The sequence below is a fragment of the Hominimerdicola alba genome (assembly GCF_900109655.1).
In the GTDB taxonomy this organism is placed as follows: domain Bacteria; phylum Bacillota; class Clostridia; order Oscillospirales; family Ruminococcaceae; genus Hominimerdicola; species Hominimerdicola alba_B.
Genome location: NZ_FOAT01000006.1, coordinates 147,364 through 164,604, shown reverse-complemented (window position 1 = coordinate 164,604; position 17,241 = coordinate 147,364). Strand labels below are relative to the sequence as shown.

11 protein-coding genes and 1 other annotated feature are annotated in these 17,241 nt (G+C 47.5%); of the genes, 5 read left to right on the top strand and 6 right to left on the bottom strand.

From position 1 onward, the window contains the following. Window positions 1–261: 261 nt before the first annotated feature. Window positions 262–492, bottom strand: a complete 231-nt coding sequence (locus tag BMY75_RS08905; RefSeq protein WP_074832812.1) for a hypothetical protein — start codon at window positions 490–492, stop codon at window positions 262–264. A gap of 161 nt (window positions 493–653) precedes the next feature. Beyond that, window positions 654–919 (bottom strand) — a binding site (T-box leader). A gap of 998 nt (window positions 920–1,917) precedes the next feature. Here BMY75_RS08905 and BMY75_RS08900 point away from each other — a divergent pair. From BMY75_RS08900 to BMY75_RS08890, 3 genes are all read left to right on the top strand, one after another. After that, complete coding sequence (locus BMY75_RS08900) at window positions 1,918–2,601, top strand: CAP domain-containing protein (protein ID WP_074832808.1); 684 nt, start codon at window positions 1,918–1,920, stop codon at window positions 2,599–2,601. A gap of 502 nt (window positions 2,602–3,103) precedes the next feature. Beyond that, a complete protein-coding gene (gene metF / locus BMY75_RS08895) occupies window positions 3,104–3,961 on the top strand; it encodes a methylenetetrahydrofolate reductase [NAD(P)H] (RefSeq protein ID WP_074832803.1) in 858 nt (285 codons plus the stop codon). A 579-nt stretch (window positions 3,962–4,540) separates the two neighbouring features. Then, window positions 4,541–5,368 carry a hypothetical protein gene (locus tag BMY75_RS08890; RefSeq protein WP_074832800.1) on the top strand — a complete coding sequence of 276 codons (828 nt, stop codon included), beginning with the start codon at window positions 4,541–4,543 and terminating at the stop codon, window positions 5,366–5,368. A 689-nt stretch (window positions 5,369–6,057) separates the two neighbouring features. Here the strand turns inward: BMY75_RS08890 and BMY75_RS08885 are convergent. From BMY75_RS08885 to BMY75_RS08865, 5 genes are read right to left on the bottom strand one after another with little or no spacing between them, the layout of a single operon-like run. Then, complete coding sequence (locus BMY75_RS08885) at window positions 6,058–8,421, bottom strand: glycogen/starch/alpha-glucan phosphorylase (protein WP_074832796.1); 2,364 nt, start codon at window positions 8,419–8,421, stop codon at window positions 6,058–6,060. 58 nt (window positions 8,422–8,479) lie between these two features. Then, window positions 8,480–9,082 carry a hypothetical protein gene (locus BMY75_RS08880; RefSeq protein WP_207646268.1) on the bottom strand — a complete coding sequence of 201 codons (603 nt, stop codon included), beginning with the start codon at window positions 9,080–9,082 and terminating at the stop codon, window positions 8,480–8,482. Continuing rightward, window positions 9,036–9,506 carry a hypothetical protein gene (locus tag BMY75_RS08875; protein WP_074832792.1) on the bottom strand — a complete coding sequence of 157 codons (471 nt, stop codon included), beginning with the start codon at window positions 9,504–9,506 and terminating at the stop codon, window positions 9,036–9,038. Before BMY75_RS08875 ends, BMY75_RS08880 begins: the two co-directional genes overlap by 47 nt. A gap of 1 nt (window position 9,507) precedes the next feature. Beyond that, window positions 9,508–10,260, bottom strand: a complete 753-nt coding sequence (locus tag BMY75_RS08870) for a DUF4241 domain-containing protein (RefSeq protein WP_074832789.1) — start codon at window positions 10,258–10,260, stop codon at window positions 9,508–9,510. Between the two features lie 31 nt (window positions 10,261–10,291). Further along, window positions 10,292–10,771 (bottom strand): hypothetical protein, encoded by a 480-nt coding sequence (locus BMY75_RS08865; protein ID WP_074832786.1) that lies wholly within the window; start codon window positions 10,769–10,771, stop codon window positions 10,292–10,294. A 429-nt stretch (window positions 10,772–11,200) separates the two neighbouring features. Here BMY75_RS08865 and ileS point away from each other — a divergent pair, with 429 nt between their 5' ends. Both ileS and BMY75_RS08855 read left to right on the top strand, forming a co-directional pair. Further along, entirely contained in the window at window positions 11,201–14,323 is a 3,123-nt protein-coding gene (gene ileS / locus BMY75_RS08860; protein WP_242940212.1) for an isoleucine--tRNA ligase, read from the top strand. Between the two features lie 67 nt (window positions 14,324–14,390). Then, window positions 14,391–17,084 (top strand): valine--tRNA ligase, encoded by a 2,694-nt coding sequence (locus BMY75_RS08855; RefSeq protein WP_074832780.1) that lies wholly within the window; start codon window positions 14,391–14,393, stop codon window positions 17,082–17,084. Window positions 17,085–17,241 lie beyond the last annotated feature (157 nt).

The window sequence follows — 17,241 nt, the reverse complement described above, 5'->3', positions numbered from 1 at the left end:
ACGCGCCGCGGGTCGCTGTTTGCCATGCTTTTAAAAATATGGCTTTGCATACATACATCAATACCCAAAACCCTAGCCGCGACTGCGTCGGCAGTATTCACTCTCGTCACAAGAGGGGGTCGAGCTTTGGGGCTGTTTGCCATTATCCCTGGTTCTGCCCTATGTTCTCTCTGCCCTCGTGCTTTGATTTGAACGGAGCTATAGTTGATCACAGCACGCTTTGCGAATTGATCTCGGGGTGTTTTCTTTTTACTATGGACTTTACTCTGTCCTGAATTTCAGCTTGTGCGGTTCTGTTGCCCTTAGTTCGATATAGCCGCAGTTTTGGCATACCATACATTTTGTACCTGACTGCACGGGTGCGGAAAGCACACCTTTTCTTGTACGCTGAACTATGGGCTGTGAACACATATATGTCAGAAAATATGCTTCGACCATTTCTGTCCCGCACCGCAGGCATTTTATATTATTATCATTGTCGCTGTCGCTCATCAGCATCGCACTCCTTTTTGCCATACATTTCTGCATCTGCCACGAGTTAAATATCGATGATACCGCTGTTCATGTATCCACGCTCCAATTACATAAAAATACGCGAACTTTCCGTCATGTTATGCATTATGAATTATGAATTAAAAAAGCCCTCGTCCCAATAACAGGACGAGAGCATAAGCTTCGTGGTACCACCTGATTTACACTGCTCGGTGCAGCTCACACTTAAAGTGCGACACTATTTTTATCCGAGCGTTGTCACTCTTATCCTCATAACGTGAGGAACACGTCTTTCCTACTTGGCTATATGCCTTTTGGTCTGCCGCTCACGGGTGTTATTCGCTTAGGCTCTGCTGCGCGGCTCACACCTTTCCCGCGCTCTCTGTGAGTGAATACCAAAGTTACTTCTCCCGGTCATAGCGTTTCAAAAATATTGTGTACATTATAGCACTTTTCTTTTCGCTTGTCAAGGGGGTAAAGCAAAAATATTAGTGTGGCAGTTTTAGCTTATGCTGTTATAGTAAATTACATTAGAAATTGAACTTTGAGAACGAGTAAAAGTTCGATTTATGCTTTTGCGAAGTTCGCAAAGTAGCAATTTCAATGTCGTTTACTATATCTATATTATGCGCTCATGTGGGGACTGTTTTCCCTCATGCTGCGCTTGTTTGGGAATATGTACCCCCTGCGGAAGTTGCCGATATCCTGCCGCTTATACAGTATAACACGCCGCTTCATATACCGTGGTCATAGTCAGCGGCTGCCTGCCATCGTGCGTACAAGTGGGGATCATCATGAACATCCTTTTGAGGTGCTTTCTACTATCAGTGTTTTTGGCTGAAAAGTTGTACGTTTTTGTACAACTCTTGCAGAAATATGTCCGAGTTAATTAAAAAAACATTTATCTGCACAATAACACCGCTGTGAGAATGTTGATTTTGCCAATGAATTGGAAATAACTGTTACTAATAGTCTTCTTAAAGGTTTTCTGATTTTGAAATTCAATGTTATTTTACGCACTTACTTTACAATTGTAGTGAAAAATACCATAATATGTACATAATTAGGAGAGATAATATGCTTGGAAGTTCATATCTTTTGTGGATATACTTTCTTGCCGTCATAAACTGTCTTAGTCTTATAATGTTGAATTATAGTAAACGTAATATCGACCTCTGCATTCAGCAATTTCGGACGATACGCTTTTTTGCTGTGAGGGTTGAATGTCCTGAGATCTATATCATCAACTATACTATTCGGCGAACACAGATTCGGCTTCGGCGAGCTGAGATCCGGTGGCTGTGGACAGTATTGTGTGGCTACTCATTCGTTATAGAAATTATGAAAAAGGATACCGGGCATTATGATACCGCCGGGCACATATTTAAGTCCGGGCGCATCGTAAATGTCAGAGGAGGAATAAAGATGTTTAAAAAGATGATCGCATTCGTTCTTGCAGTGGTAATGTCCGCAAGCTGTATATCGGCGAGCGCTGCGACATTACGCGGCGCGGATATCAACGGTGACGGCAAGATCAATATCACCGATCTGACGAGGCTCGCAGCATTTGTCAAGGGCAAAAGATCTTTGAGCGCCAGTGCTAAGAAAAAAGCCGATCTCAACGGTGACGGTAAGGTGAATATCACTGATGTGACCTTGATGGCAGCTTACATCAAAGGCGGCAAATCTGCCGGGCAGAAAACAAACAAGGAGCTTGCAGATGAGCTGGCGGTCCTGGTTAACAAGGAACGTCGTTCGAGGGGGCTCAAAGCGTATGTTTATTCATCTGAACTCAGTTCGGCTGCTGCAAAGCGTGCTCAGGAGATATCAAAGTCATACGGACACTATCGTCCTGACGGCAGAGAATGTTTCACGGTACTTGCAGAATACGGCATATCGGTGACATCTGCGGGTGAGAATATTGCTTATGGATATGACACTGCTCAGAGTGCGTGTGATGCTTTCATGAATTCGGCGCCCCATCGTTCCAGCATACTTGATGCGAACAAGACCTACATGGGCATGGGTGCATACCGTGCTTCCGATGGCACGATATACTGGGCTCAGCTGTTTGCGAGCGGCAGCGGTATGTCGGGAAAGCAGGTTTAATGCGGTGGTGCGGCGATAATTTTTGCATATGATTTGAGCGTGGACTTTGGATAGTTCACGCTCTTTTTTGTTTGGTGGGTTTGATTGATACCGGTGTATCTTGATTTGCCGGTATAGTCGATGGTTTGCTTTTGGCATTAGTTTGCGAGCTTTCGCCCCTCGTTCCTCGGGTCGAGAAATCAGATAACAGCGCGCTTTGATTCGCGGCATAGTTTGTTTAGTGCGCTGTTTTGTTGCCGCGAAATTCGCTAACGTTGACTGCGTCGAACGTGTCCGGCGCTAGGACCTTTTCGCGAAAATCTTGACCAAAAGCTCTCTTCGCGTCATAGTTTATTTAGCGCACAAGTTTTCTACCGCGGAATACATTTGCAGGATTTATGATTGGTAACACAATATAGTTTTCGACTATATCATGCTATATTAATTTTATAGTTGACTATACCAAGATAATATGATAGAATATGTAGGATATCTTTAGTTGATCACGAAAGGACAGGATAGTATGAAAACCTGCGAGCTTTTCAAAAATAAAACCACACTCTCTTTTGAGGTATTCCCTCCTAAGAGCGATACACCTATAGACAGCATTTACAGCACTATCGATGGTCTTGCACCGCTGAAACCCGATTTCATCAGCGTGACCTACGGTGCTGGCGGAAACGGCAGCAATGCTACCATTGGTATATGCGAGATGATAAAGGAGAAATACTCCATCGAGCCTGTGGCTCACCTTGCCTGCATAAATCTCACCCGCGAGAAGGTACTCTTCGAGCTGGCACAGATGAAGGCGGCGGGCATTGAGAATATCCTCGCTCTGCGCGGAGATCTCAACCCCAATATACCTCCCCACAACGATTTCAAATATGCTTCCGAGCTTATAGAACTTATCAAGGAGCAGGGCGATTTCAATATCATCGGTGCCTGCTACCCCGAGACTCACCCCGAGGCAGCATCAAGCGTTGACGATATCAAGCACCTGAAAGAAAAGGTGGACGCAGGCTGTTCTCAGCTGATATCCCAGCTTTTCTTCGATAACGAAGATTTTTACGCTTTCAGGGAAAAGTGTGCTATCGCCGGCATAGATGTTCCCATAGAAGCAGGAATAATGCCTGTTACCAATCCCAAGACCATCGCGAGGATGGCTACCCTCTGCCACGCAAGGCTGCCAAAGAAATTCCTCACGATAATGGATAAGTATGCAGATGACCCCATATCTATGCGCGACGCGGGTATCGCATACGCTGTATCACAGATAGTTGACCTTATCGCCAACGGTGTTGACGGCATCCACCTTTATACAATGAACAATCCCTACATAGCTACCAAGATATGCGAGGCTGTGCAGTCGCTGTTCAACTGATAAGATAATCTACCCCATTTTATATTCACAGTCAGAAAAATATCCCGCGGGACAGGATCAGATCTCGCGGGATATTAGTTTTTATAACTATACATTTAGCACACTGCTTCATACACCGATATAGTAATGAATATTTAACACCACTTAAAATGCTGTATCAACAGGGATATATTATGTTGATGTTATCTTTTCCCCCGCCAGCTATTGGATATTACCTGTCAATAGGTTGTATAGAATAGTGTGTCAGCGGGATTAAAATATCTGTTTTTACGGCTTTTCACACTCATCGAACATAAACTCATCACATCACAAAACAATTACATTGTTACTGTAATGTAATTCCGATGGCAAATATTTTTCCATAAAATGGATATTTTGCTTACTGATGACATTATTATGTAACAACATACAAAATATCATACCAAAATCAATTATTCATTATAACAAAATATTAACTGTTTTGTTGTGTAAATTGACATCAATTCGTAATTGACTTCAATAGATAATGGTGCTATAATGTTGTTTGTAAAAAGCAATATACCATGTTAGATACATATATCTACAAAGGAGGACAAAAACATGAAAAAGAAAATACTTACTGCTCTCATACTTTCAGCAATGATGACTGCTTCACTTGCTTCCTGCGGCGACGTTAAGGACAACGACAGCAAAGCCGATACAAGCAGTACTGCTGCAAGCACTGATACCGATGTAACAGGTGAGGAATATACCACTGCTGAGGAAGACAAGGACGCTGAGCCTACCGCAGAAGAGGACAGCTCCAAGGCTGATGATGACAGCTCCAAAAGCGATGACTCATCTGCTCCCGATGATACCGAGCCTGAGATGACTCTCCATGAGTTCAATCTGGCAAGCATCGCAGCTTACACATTTGACGGCGGTTACACCTTCACTGAGCTGAACGATATGGGTCTTGCTAACGTTTACGAAGAAGGCAAGGCTTACGCTATCGTTCCCCTGGAGGGCGGCGCAGCAGCTGGCAGCGTATATTACGGCGTATTCAACTCCACCGACGGCGGCGAGAACTGGCTGCCCTGCGAGAATTACCGCGAGCCTAACGGCAGAAACACTCACATCGCTCTCGATGACGGCGCTATACTGCTTCTCTGCAGCGGTTCTGCAAGACAGGAATCTTACCCCGTTGTAAGCTACCTCTATTTTGACGGCATCGGTGTAAAGGCTGTTGAGCTGACTGATGTTCTTGCTGATCTCAAGATGTCTGACGGCACTCTGCTGAAAGACGTTGAGTCATATAGCTACACAGCAGCATACAATAAGGGTTACGATATCCACCTGACCATCACTGACAACTATTCGGGCGAAGACCTCTACGACGGTCAGTTCGATTTCACTGAGGCTATCCAGACTGCACTCAGCGCTCAGTAAACAAAATATCCATAAGAAAATAATTGCGGGAAACAGCTGTATTTCGGTACAGCCGTTTCCCGCGTTTTGTTTTTATATACCGATGTTCAAGGGAACGACCTTTCTTCGGAAAGGTCTTCCCGAAAACTATCGTCAGCATGGGCTGACCGCGTTAATGGGGCTTCCGCCGGTCTTGCTTGGCGGGAAATAGTCAGATCGAGAGGAGTTGATCGTGTGCGGTGCCTATGCTCTCATTTGCTGATTTAACGATATGACTGACAGCGGCGCAGATAATCAGCGCCGCCGCCTGCCCATATCTCTCCTTTTATACCCATATCCATATATCCCAAAATATAAAGACAGAGCGCAGTCAATACCCTTTATGAACTGCGCTCATGTCCGCCGCGTACCGCCCTTACCCTTTGAACGATAAGCGGCTATATCCTTCTTTACGCTATATGTTATCATAATCAAAGACAATATTCAATCGGCATTATGCAATATAAAATCTCCGGTGTTTTGTCTATCTCGTACAAAAACGGGCGTTTTTTTCAAAGTATACGATTACAGTAATCGTTTTCAGTAATATTTTTGAACAATTTTACATAAAATTTACATACGTCATAAAAAGCGCAGAATACCTGCTCGTTGCGGGTATCCTGCGCTGTGTTTTTGCAGTATTCAAGGGGATTTCGGAGCTTCGGTATATCTTATATCTTCCATATCTCCTCAGCGTAATCCTTTATAGTTCTGTCGGAGCTGAATTTGCCTGCGTTGCAGATGTTCAGCCAGCACTTTTTCGCAAAGGCAAGGCTGTCCTTGTAATCTGCATTAAGGCGCAGCTTTGTTTCAACGTAGCTTGTAAGGTCGCCCAGAACATAGTAATGATCGGGAACGTGCCAGCTTGCGCCGTCTGTGAGGGCTTTGTAAAGCTCACGGAATGAACCCTCCTGATCGGAAGGCACGCCGCCGTCGGTGAATGTGCCGTCTATCAGCTTATCAAGAACACGCTTGATCTTTTCGTCCTTGAAGAGTATCTCGCGGGGATCGTACTCGGGCATTATCTCTGCAAGTTCCTCTACCCTTGCACCGAAGATGTAGTTGTTTTCCTCGCCCGCTTCTTCAACTATCTCCACATTTGCACCGTCGTAGGTTCCCAGAGTTACAGCGCCGTTGAGCATCAGCTTCATGTTGCCCGTGCCGCTGGCTTCTGTGCCTGCTGTGGATATCTGCTCGGAAACATCAGCCGCGCAGACCAGTTTTTCAGCGTAGGAAACATTGTAGTTCTGCACAAATACAACTTTCAGCTTGTCGGCGGTCTCGGGGTCGGCGTTGACGAAATCGCCTATCTCGTTTATCAGCTTGATTATCGCCTTAGCCCTGCGGTATCCGGGGGCAGACTTCGCACCGAAGATGAACACAGTAGGAGTGAAATCCTTTATACTGCCGTCCTTGATGCCGAAGTAGATATAGAGTATGCTCAGCGCGTTGAGGAACTGCCTTTTGTACTCGTGGAGGCGCTTTATCTGTATATCGAATATCCAGTTCGGGTCGATATCCTTGCTGTCATGGGCTTTTACAAATTCTGCCAGCTGATGTTTTTTAGCTTCCTTGACTGCCATGAACTCTTTCAGCACATTCTCGTCATCAGCGAATTTTTCCAGCTTTTTCAGCTGGTCAAGGTCTTTCACCCAGTCGGCACTGCCAAGCAGTTTGGTTATCAGCGAGGAAAGCTCGGGGTTGCAGAGTGCCAGCCAGCGGCGCTGAGTTATGCCGTTGGTCTTGTTTTGGAAACGCTCGGGGTATATCTCGTACCACTCTTTGAGGGCATCGTTTTTCAGTATCTCCGTATGGATAGCCGCAACGCCGTTGACGTAGGAGCTTACAAATATTGCCATGAACGCCATCTTGACCTTGCCGTCACCAACAGGTGCCATCTCGCGTATCTGAGCCTTGTCCATTCCGCGGGCGTACATATCGGCATAGAATCGCTCGTTTATCTGGAGGATAACAGCATAAACATCGGGCAGAACTTTTTCCACAGTCTTGCTGTCCCACTTTTCAAGGGCTTCTGCCATGATGGTGTGGTTTGTATAGTTGAATACCTTGTGGGCGATGTCGAAAGCCTTGTCAAAGGTATAGCCCTCGGCTATAAGCTGGCGGATAAGCTCGGGAATGGCTATAACGGGGTGAGTATCGTTCAGCTGTATAGTCACATAGTCCGCAAGGTTATCGAATGTGCCGAAACGCGCCTTGTGCCTGCGCAGGGCATCGGTAACGGAAGCCGCCGAGAAGAAGTACTCCTGCTTCAGGCGAAGCACCTTGCCCTTGTCGGTATTATCGTTGGGGTAGAGTACCTTGGAGATATTCTCAGCATCGTTCTGGAATTTTACAGCGCCGTCATAATCACCGCTGTCGAATGCGGCAAAATCGAAATCGTCAGCGCTCTCTGCCTGCCACAGGCGGAGATTACCGATATTCTTGGTGCCGTAGCCGATGATGGGCATATCGTAAGGCACAGCCAGCACCTTCTGGTCGCCGTAGGTTATCTCAACGGCATCTTCCTCGCGCCTTACAGACCAGGGGTCGCCGTACTTTGTCCAGTTATCGGCTTCCTCATGCTGAAAACCGTCTACGATAGACTGCTTGAAAAGTCCGTACTTGTAACGTATGCCGTAGCCGTCCAGAGGTATGTCATGAGCGGCAGCAGAATCGAGGAAACAAGCTGCAAGTCTGCCAAGACCGCCGTTGCCCAGCGCCGCATCTTCGATATCTTCAAGCTCGGCAAGGCTTCTGCCGTGGGCTTTCAGCGCTTCGTCAACTACTTCTGTCAGCCCCAGACACAGCAGGTTGTTATACACAGCTCTGCCCATCAGGAATTCCATTGACAGGTACATAGCACGTCTGCCTGACATATGCTGTTCGGTGCTCTGTTTCCACTGTGCGGAGATATTCTCCATGACCACGCGGGAAATGCTGTCGTGCAGCTGCCATACTGCGGCATTTTCAGCCGTTGTGCCGAAGCTGCGGGAAAGTTCGCTTTCCAGAGCGCTCCTGAAATCATTTGTGTTCATTTCTATCTACCCCTTTCGGTAATTATTTTCGTTTCATATTATATATTCAGTCGGTGCATCATCGATAATGCCGTTGCTTTTTTCTGTAATACTCACTCTGTCCTATGCCAATCATCGCCCAGTGAGCGGCTCTTTTTTGCTCAAAGGCGAGTATCTCGGGGGATACTTCTTCTCCATCAGCTTGATACTCGGCTTTCATCTCTGCGATGGCTTCGGGGGTCGCATGGCGGGTCATGCCTATGCGGATATTCGGGAAATAATAGCTGTATCCGCCATCTTCGGTGATGGCTCCGATGTCATTTTCAGTGAGTAGCGAAAGAAGTTCATCGGCACCCGCTTCAAAAGCGTTAATGCCGTATATCTCGGGCTTTAGTTTGCCCTCTGTGCCGCCTATGAATTCAACAAACGATAGCCTGCCGTTGCTGTCAAGGTCGAAACGCAGTTCGTTATCGAAATAATAATACCTTGTCAGCCCGCTGTCATCGTTTAGGATATCAGCAGGCTGACCAAGAACAGCAGTTATATCTTCCGCCGATGCGCCGATGTTTATGCGCCTGCCGTCGGCATCTATGCCCTCAGGTGGGAGTATGGTAAATCTCATATAGCTTATATCCTCATTTTTCGGGGAACTTTTCATCCAGCCACTTTTGGATATCCGCATCAGCGGCATTTTCAAAGCCGAAAAGCTTTCTGGCGTTGTCCTTGTCTTCGTCCTCAAAAAAAGCATAGCGAAGCTTTTCCTTTTCGACTGCCGCTGCACGGTCATCGTAATCGCCGTCATTATAGGCTATGCTGCCGTCACGCATCTCAACGATGTTGTTTGAGAAAAATCGCCAGTGCTCCACCGACGGATTATAAGCCACACCTCTTTCGCGGCTTATGCGCCAGCAGCCGTCAGCGCCGTCCTCTGACGAAAACTCCGCAGCCTTTTCGCGTATCGTTCCCAGAAACGGCAGGCAGAATTCATATTCAAGAGCTTCCAGGGCTGTTACAAGCTCTTCAAGCTCCTCCTCGGACTGTACGTGTATGACGTATTCTGCGCCCTCGCTTTTTTCGAGAAGTTCTCTGAAAGTGTGTATCGCCATTTTATCTGTCCCCGCGGCGCAGTTTCTTAAAGAAATTGCCTGTCTTTGCGGGCTTTTCTTCAGCGGTGCGAAGCTCTTTAAGATCGAAGTCGAATATCATACAGCAGATGTTTTCGTCCTTGTCAAAGCCCCAGTATATCGGGTGATGTCCGCCGCCCTCGCCGTTGAAAAATATTGGGAAATGCGCGTCATCGGCTTCAAGATAAAAATCGATAAGACCGCTGCAAAGAGGCTCTTCGGAGCAGGTGCTGTTTTCCAGCATAAGCTTTTTGCCCTCTTTTTCGTAATAATCATTACCGCCGTAGTTTTCGCTGAGATGCTCAAGCAGATCGGGCATAAGACCCTGATCGGCAACGATTATGGGCGATGCGGTGCAGGATTCGTAAAAGGGAATACGACCTGCTTCAAGATCGCTTATGCAGTCAAGTTCCTCAGCCGTGCCGATGAGTGCAAGTTCGTAACGCACAGCGGGGGCTTCGGAAAATACTATCCTCACAGCCGCGTTCCTGCCTGTGGAAGACTTTGCCAGTTCCACGGGATGTGTACCCGCAGGGGCTCTGTAATAATACTCTATATGCCTGCTTTCGTCACCTATGCTTTCAAGGGGACAAGCAACTATCCGCCCCGATGTAAGTGTGATACTGCCCGCATTTTCAGTACTGAGGGTCTGAAAAAGCTCGTCATAATCCTTGATCGCCGCAATTTTTTTGCGGTGTTTTTTTACCATCTTCATATATATTTCTTCTTCAACCATGATGATCCTCCTCTACGCTGTGGGTCATATATCATGCTATATATACCGAATAATATCCGTCTTTTATCTCGGCGCTGCCCGAAGTGCTGTTATGCTCCCTGAAAGGCAGTTCGCCCACGGTCACGGAAGATTCGGCTGAATAGCTTACGCCGTTTTCGGATATCGTGAAGTCGATATCCGCATCCACCCTCTCGTGCCAGTCGAACTTCATAACGCGAACCTCTAAAGGCTTATCTGCGCCATCTATCTTCAAGAAATATTCGCCGTACTCCTTTGCTTTTGCCGATACTTCCACAGTATCACCGTTAGCCTTTACGGTAAGATCTTCTTTACCGTGAACACGGTTATCCATACTTATTTCAAGGGCATTGGCTTCAACACCCTCGACCCGTATCTTCAATTTTATCCTGTCACCCCTGTAAAAGCGGGGCATAGTCAGCACCCCGACGACCGCCAGCACAAGTATTATCAAAACTACCGCGATAACTATCGTTTTTTTCTTTGATCTCATTGTTTTCTCCGTGAAAAGCTCTATATCTTTGATCTGCGTAACTATCTTATCTGCCGAGATTATTACGCTGTTATTCAAGTTATTAAAATTGTAAAAAAAGTATAGCTATATTATAATGTATAAATTTCGTTTTGTCAATATATAACAACACCTATCAGCGTCTTACTATGCAGAACGTCAGTTTTTTCATGGCGAAAAATAACGTCATGCGTGAATAAACCATGGCCACAGACAAGCTAAGGTGCAGAGCAATAATACAAAGCGAACTATAGGAGCAAAACAAGCCTCTGATCCCCCCTCAGAAAAAAGCACGTGACTGCCTGAATTGTTAATAAAATATGCTTGACATATGCAATACACAGTGGTATAATTGATTTTGTATATTTTAGGCGCGGGTTAAATAGAACAGCTCCCGCCAAGAAAAGGTGTGTGAATAATTTGAAGTACGAAGAACTGGCAGGAAAGCCCAACATTCCCGAAATTCAGGAAGATGTCCTGAAATTCTGGAAAGACGAAAGCGTATTTGAAAAATCGGTCAACAAGGAAGCTCCCGAGGTCGTTTTCTATGACGGACCTCCGTTCCCTACCGGAAAGCCTCACCACGGTACTATACTGGTATCGTTCATCAAGGACATGATAGCCCGTTACTGGACAATGAAGGGCTACAAGGTCCCCAGAGTATGGGGCTGGGACTGCCATGGTCTGCCTATCGAGAACCAGGTCGAGAAGGATCTCGGTATCGATGACAAGAACTACATCGAGAATACTTTGGGTATAGACAAGTTCAACGACAAGTGCTTTGAGCTGGTAAGCGGCAATAACGAAGCATGGAAGGAATACGTTGAGCAGATGGCGCGCTGGGTAGATTATGACGGCGCATACAAGACCATGAACCCCACTTTCATGGAGAGCGTTATGTGGGCGTTCAAGCAGTGCTACGACAAGGGACTCATCTACCGTGATTACAGAGTTACCCCCTACTGCACACACTGCGAGACCTCTCTTTCTATCTCCGATACAAGAGAGTCCGACTCCACAAGACCCCGTCAGGACAGATGGATAATCACAAAGTTCAAGACCGAGGAAGTTATCGACGGCAAGCCCGTATTCTTCCTGGCATGGACAACTACTCCCTGGACACTGCCCTCCAACCTGTGTCTGGCAGTAGGCAAGGATCTTGAATATGCTTTCTGCGATGTAGGCGACGAGATATTCATCGCTTGTTCCGCAGTTCTTCCAAGATATGACAAGATCTTCGGCAAGGAACCCAAGATAGTAAAGACCGCAAAGGGCGAGGAACTGGTAGGCAGAACTTACGAGCCTCTGTTCCCTTACTTTGCTGATCTTAAAGATAAGGCATTCAGAGTTGTTACCGCTGACTATGTAGGCGCTGACGAAGGTGTGGGTATAGTACATACCGCTCCTGCTTTCGGTGAGGACGACTACTGGACCTGCAAGAACAACGGCATCCCGCTGGTGAACCCTGTTGACGCAAAGGGCAGATTCACCGAGGAAGTAACCGACTTCTACGAGAAGGACGGCGAAAAGAACGTTATCGAGATGAACCCCACAGTTATCCGCTTCCTGTACGAGCAGGGCAAGGCTGTTGCTGACGGTACCATCGAGCATAACTATCCTCACTGCTGGAGATGTAAGAGACCTCTGATATACAAGGCTATGGATGCCTGGTACTTCGATGTTACAAAGATCAAGGACAAGCTGATAGCTCAGAACGAGAATATCAACTGGGTACCCGAAACAGTAAAGCACGGCAGATTCGGCAAGTGGCTTGAAAATGCACGTGACTGGAATATCTCCAGAAACAGATACTGGTCTACTCCTATCCCGATCTGGGAGTGCGATAAGTGCGGCAAGAGAGTCGTTCTCGGTTCTATCGATGAGATCGAAGAGAAGAGCGGCGTAAGACTCACAAACCTGCACAGACAGTATATGGATAAGATCAAGTTCAAGTGCGATTGCCCCGACTGCGACGGCACTATGGTCAGAGTACCCGAAGTTCTCGACTGCTGGTTCGAGAGCGGCTCTGTTCCTTTCGCACAGAAGCACTATCCATTTGAGAACAAGGAATGGTTCGACAGCCACTTCCCATCTGACTTCATAGTTGAGTATACAGGTCAGATCAGATGCTGGTTCTACTACCTGCACGTACTCAGTGTGGCTCTGTTCGATAAGCCCTGCTTCTCCAACTGCGTAGTACACGGTACTATCCTGGCTAAGGACGGCAAGAAACTTTCCAAGTCCTCCAGAAACTATACCGACCCCATGGAACTGATGAAGAAGTTCGGTACCGATGCATTCAGACTGTACCTCTATCAGACAAACGCTATGCTGATAGGCGATCTGCAGTTTGATGACAACGGCATCTCCGACGCACTGCAGCAGATAATCTTCCCCCTGTGGAATGCCTGCAACTTCTACATCTCCTATGCAAACATAGATGATTTCAAGCCCGAGAGCCTGACACCTCCGACTTCCGACAACCAGCTGGATCGCTGGATGCTGGCTAAGCTGTGGGAGGCTTCCGATGCTATATCAAAGAATATGGACGCATACTTCGTTAACAAGTATGTCGAGAACCTTATTGAACTGGTAGACGGTCTGACCAACTGGTTCATCAGACGTTCCAGAAGACGTTTCTGGGAGAAGGGCCTCAGTGCTGACAAGAAGAACGCTTACGAAACACTGTACTATGTACTTGTTAATATGTGCAAGCTCTTCGCACCTGCTGCTCCTATCATCGCAGAAAAGCTGTATAAGACACTGACAGGCGGATACTCCGTACATCTTGAGAACTGGGCTGAGATACCCGAGAGCTTCCGTGATGACAAGCTGCTTGACGAAGTTAAGCTGGTTAGAAGTGTCATCTACCTCGCAAGATCTATCAGAAGCAAGAACAACGTAAAGAACCGTCAGCCCCTCAGTGAGCTGTGCGTAGCACTCAGCGACAGCGAGGGCAACAGCGTTGTTGAAAGCTTCAAGGATATCATCGCAGAAGAGCTCAACGTTAAGTGCGTGAAGATACTGGAAAGCGCCGAGAGCGTTGCAGAGATCAAGTACGCTCCTAACTTCAACGAGATCAGAAACAGATATCCCGACAGGATACCCGATATCATCAAGGCTGTCAAGAGCGGCAAGTTCAAGCTTGGCGAAAAGGCAGTGCTGAATATCAACGGTACAGACGAGGAATTCGACGCTGAAGTAATACTCGTGACATATCAGGCTAAGGCAGGTCAGCACGTTGCTTCCGATAAGGGCATCGTTGTTTCCCTCGACCTTACCATCACCGATGAGCTCCGCGATGAAGGTTTCGCAAGAGATATCGTAAGAAGCATTCAGGACGCACGCCGTAAGCTGGGCTGTGCTATCACCGACAGGATCTCCATGAAGCTCACAGGCGATGTTCCCGCATCATGGGTTGATTATATCTGCGGCGAGACACTTTCCGATAACAGCGATTTTGCCGAGGGCGATACCTCTTACGAGGTTGAGTACGAGGACGGCAGAAAGGTCACTGTATCACTCAAAAAATAATACTAAGGCTTCGCACCCCGTTTCCGCCGAGCGGAGGCGGGGAGTGCGTTTGAAAGGATAAGTCAAAATGAAAGAATTATCAAAGACCTACGACCCTCGCGAAGTTGAGAGCCGTACATATAAGGCATGGGAAGAGGCAGGCTGCTTCCGCGGCGTTGCCGACCCCAAGAAAAAGCCCTATTCCATAGCTATGCCGCCCCCGAACGTAACAGGTCAGCTGCACATGGGTCACGCTGTTGACAATACCATGCAGGATATCCTCACACGTTTCAAGAGAATGCAGGGCTATGCCGCTCTGTGGATACCCGGCACCGACCACGCAGCTATCGCTACCGAAGCTAAGATAGTTGAGGCTATGCGTCAGGAGGGTCTTACCAAGGCAGACCTGGGCAGAGACAAGTTCATGGAGAGAGCATGGGCATGGAAAGAAAAGTTCGGCGGACGTATCGTTGAACAGCTGAGAACTCTCGGCTCTTCCTGCGACTGGGAGAGAGAGCATTTTACTATGGATGACCAGTGCTCAAAGGCAGTACTGGAAGTATTTGTAAAGCTCTACGAAGAGGGTCTTATCTACCGCGGCAACCGTATGGTAAACTGGTGCCCCAAATGCCAGACATCCATCTCCGATGCCGAAGTTGAGTACGACAACAAGGATGGCAATTTCTGGCACATCCTCTATAAGGTAAAGGAAACAGGCGAGTTCCTTGAAATAGCTACCACCCGTCCCGAGACTATGCTGGGCGATACCGCAGTTGCCATCAACGAGGAAGACCCCAGATACAAGCATCTCCACGGCTGCCACGCTATACTTCCTCTCCTCGATAAGGAGATACCCATAGTATGCGATGAGCACGCTGATATGGAAAAGGGTACAGGCGTAGTTAAGATAACTCCCGCCCATGACCCCAACGACTTCGAGGTAGGTCAGAGACATAACCTGCCCAGCGTAAGATGCTTTACATATGACGGTCATATGACAGGCGCTGAGGATAAGGCTGCTTATGAGGAGCTTAAAGCCAGCGGCATGATGACCGAGGGCGAGCCCGAGGTTCTGGACTGCGGCAAGTATGCAGGCATGACCACTGCCGAAGCAAGAAAAGCTATCGTTGCTGACCTTGAAGCACTTGGTCAGCTGAAAGAAGTAGAACCCCTGAAGCACGATGTAGGCACCTGCTACCGCTGCCATTCCACCATCGAGCCCATGATATCCAAGCAGTGGTTCGTTAAGATGAAGCCTCTGGCTGAACCTGCAATAAAGGCAGTTGAGGACGGCAAGATCAAGTTCGTTCCCGAAAGATTCACCAAGACTTACCTCAACTGGATGAATAACACCCGCGACTGGTGCATCTCCCGTCAGCTGTGGTGGGGTCATCGTATCCCCGCATGGTACTGCGCTGACTGCGGCGAGATCAACGTAGCCAAGGAAGCTCCCTGCAAGTGTAAGAAGTGCGGCAGCACCAACCTCACTCAGGACGAGGACTCCCTTGATACATGGTTCAGCTCTGCACTCTGGCCTTTCTCCATACTGGGCTGGCCCGATAAGCAGTCTGACGATTTCAACTACTTCTACCCCACAAGCACACTGGTAACAGGCTATGATATCATCGGCTTCTGGGTAAGCAGAATGATATTCTCGGGACTTGCCTACACAGGCAAAGCACCTTTCGATACCGTACTTATCCACGGTATAGTAAGAGACTCCCAGGGCAGAAAGATGTCCAAGTCTCTGGGCAACGGCATCGATCCTCTGGAAGTTATCGACCAGTACGGCGCTGATGCTCTGAGATTCATGCTGGTACAGGGTTCTTCTCCCGGAAACGATATGCGTTACAGCGAAGAAAAGATCGTTGCCATGAGAAACTTCACCAACAAGATCTGGAACGCTTCCAGATTCCTGCTGATGAACATGACCATCGACAAGGTAGAGCTTCCCAAGGAACTGACACTTGAAGATAAGTGGATACTCTCCAGCCTGAACAAGGTAATCAAGGAAGTTACCTACAACCTCGAACATTTCGAGATGGGCGTAGCTGCTCAGAAGGTATATGACTTCATCTGGAACAGCTTCTGCGACTGGTATATCGAGCTTGCAAAGAACCGTTTCAACGGCGATGATGCTCAGGCTAAGAAGAACGTTGAGAACGTTCTGGCTTATGTACTGACAGATATACTGAAAATGCTCCACCCCTTCATGCCTTTCATAACCGAGGAGATCTATCAGGCACTGCCCCACGACGAGGGCTACCTGATGATGCAGAGCTGGCCCGAGTACAAAGCTGAGCTTGACTTCCCCGAGGACGAAGCAAGAATGGAGAAGATAATGGAAGCTGTACGTGCTGTACGTGAGTGCCGTTCGGGTCATAACGTTCCCAACTCCAGAAAGGCGCACATCACCATAGTTACAGCTAATACTGCTGACTATGCCGAAGCTGCTGACTTCCTGAAGAGACTGGCAAGCGCTTCCGAGGTAACAGTTACCGCTGAAGATCCTGCTGATGCAAACGGCATGGTAACAGTTGCTACCGCCGATGCAAAGCTGCTTCTGCCCCTGAGAGAGCTTGTTGATATCGAAGCTGAAAAGGCTCGTATCACCAAGGAGCTTGAAAAGGCAAACAAGGAACTGGACTTCGTAAACAGCAAGCTGAACAACGAAAAGTTCATGTCCAAGGCTCCCGAAAAGGTAGTAAACGAGATACGCGAAAAAGAGGTAAAGGCAAAAGCCCTTGTTGCAAATCTCACCGAGATGCTGAACAATCTCTGATAGATCAGCCCTTTACCACACCGCATAAATCAGTGAATTATTATTTTGACATTATCTTCCCCCCGCCTGTGGCGGGGGGAAGATAACTGCCTAACTATCATTTTAACCTGTTAAGCACGGTGTGTCCGCGAGTATAAGCATATAATAAAATCAGCCA

Excerpts from the sequence above, each read along its gene's own strand:
- BMY75_RS08855 (WP_074832780.1), top strand. The coding sequence starts at position 14,391 with ATGAAAGAATTATCAAAGACCTACGACCCTCGCGAAGTTGAGAGCCGT.
- metF (WP_074832803.1), top strand. The coding sequence starts at position 3,104 with ATGAAAACCTGCGAGCTTTTCAAAAATAAAACCACACTCTCTTTTGAG.
- BMY75_RS08880 (WP_207646268.1), bottom strand. The coding sequence starts at position 9,082 with ATGCGGATATCCAAAAGTGGCTGGATGAAAAGTTCCCCGAAAAATGAG.
- BMY75_RS08870 (WP_074832789.1), bottom strand. The coding sequence starts at position 10,260 with ATGGTTGAAGAAGAAATATATATGAAGATGGTAAAAAAACACCGCAAA.
- BMY75_RS08900 (WP_074832808.1), top strand. The coding sequence starts at position 1,918 with ATGTTTAAAAAGATGATCGCATTCGTTCTTGCAGTGGTAATGTCCGCA.
- BMY75_RS08890 (WP_074832800.1), top strand. The coding sequence starts at position 4,541 with ATGAAAAAGAAAATACTTACTGCTCTCATACTTTCAGCAATGATGACT.
- BMY75_RS08905 (WP_074832812.1), bottom strand. The coding sequence starts at position 492 with ATGAGCGACAGCGACAATGATAATAATATAAAATGCCTGCGGTGCGGG.
- BMY75_RS08885 (WP_074832796.1), bottom strand. The coding sequence starts at position 8,421 with ATGAACACAAATGATTTCAGGAGCGCTCTGGAAAGCGAACTTTCCCGC.
- BMY75_RS08865 (WP_074832786.1), bottom strand. The coding sequence starts at position 10,771 with ATGAGATCAAAGAAAAAAACGATAGTTATCGCGGTAGTTTTGATAATA.
- BMY75_RS08875 (WP_074832792.1), bottom strand. The coding sequence starts at position 9,506 with ATGGCGATACACACTTTCAGAGAACTTCTCGAAAAAAGCGAGGGCGCA.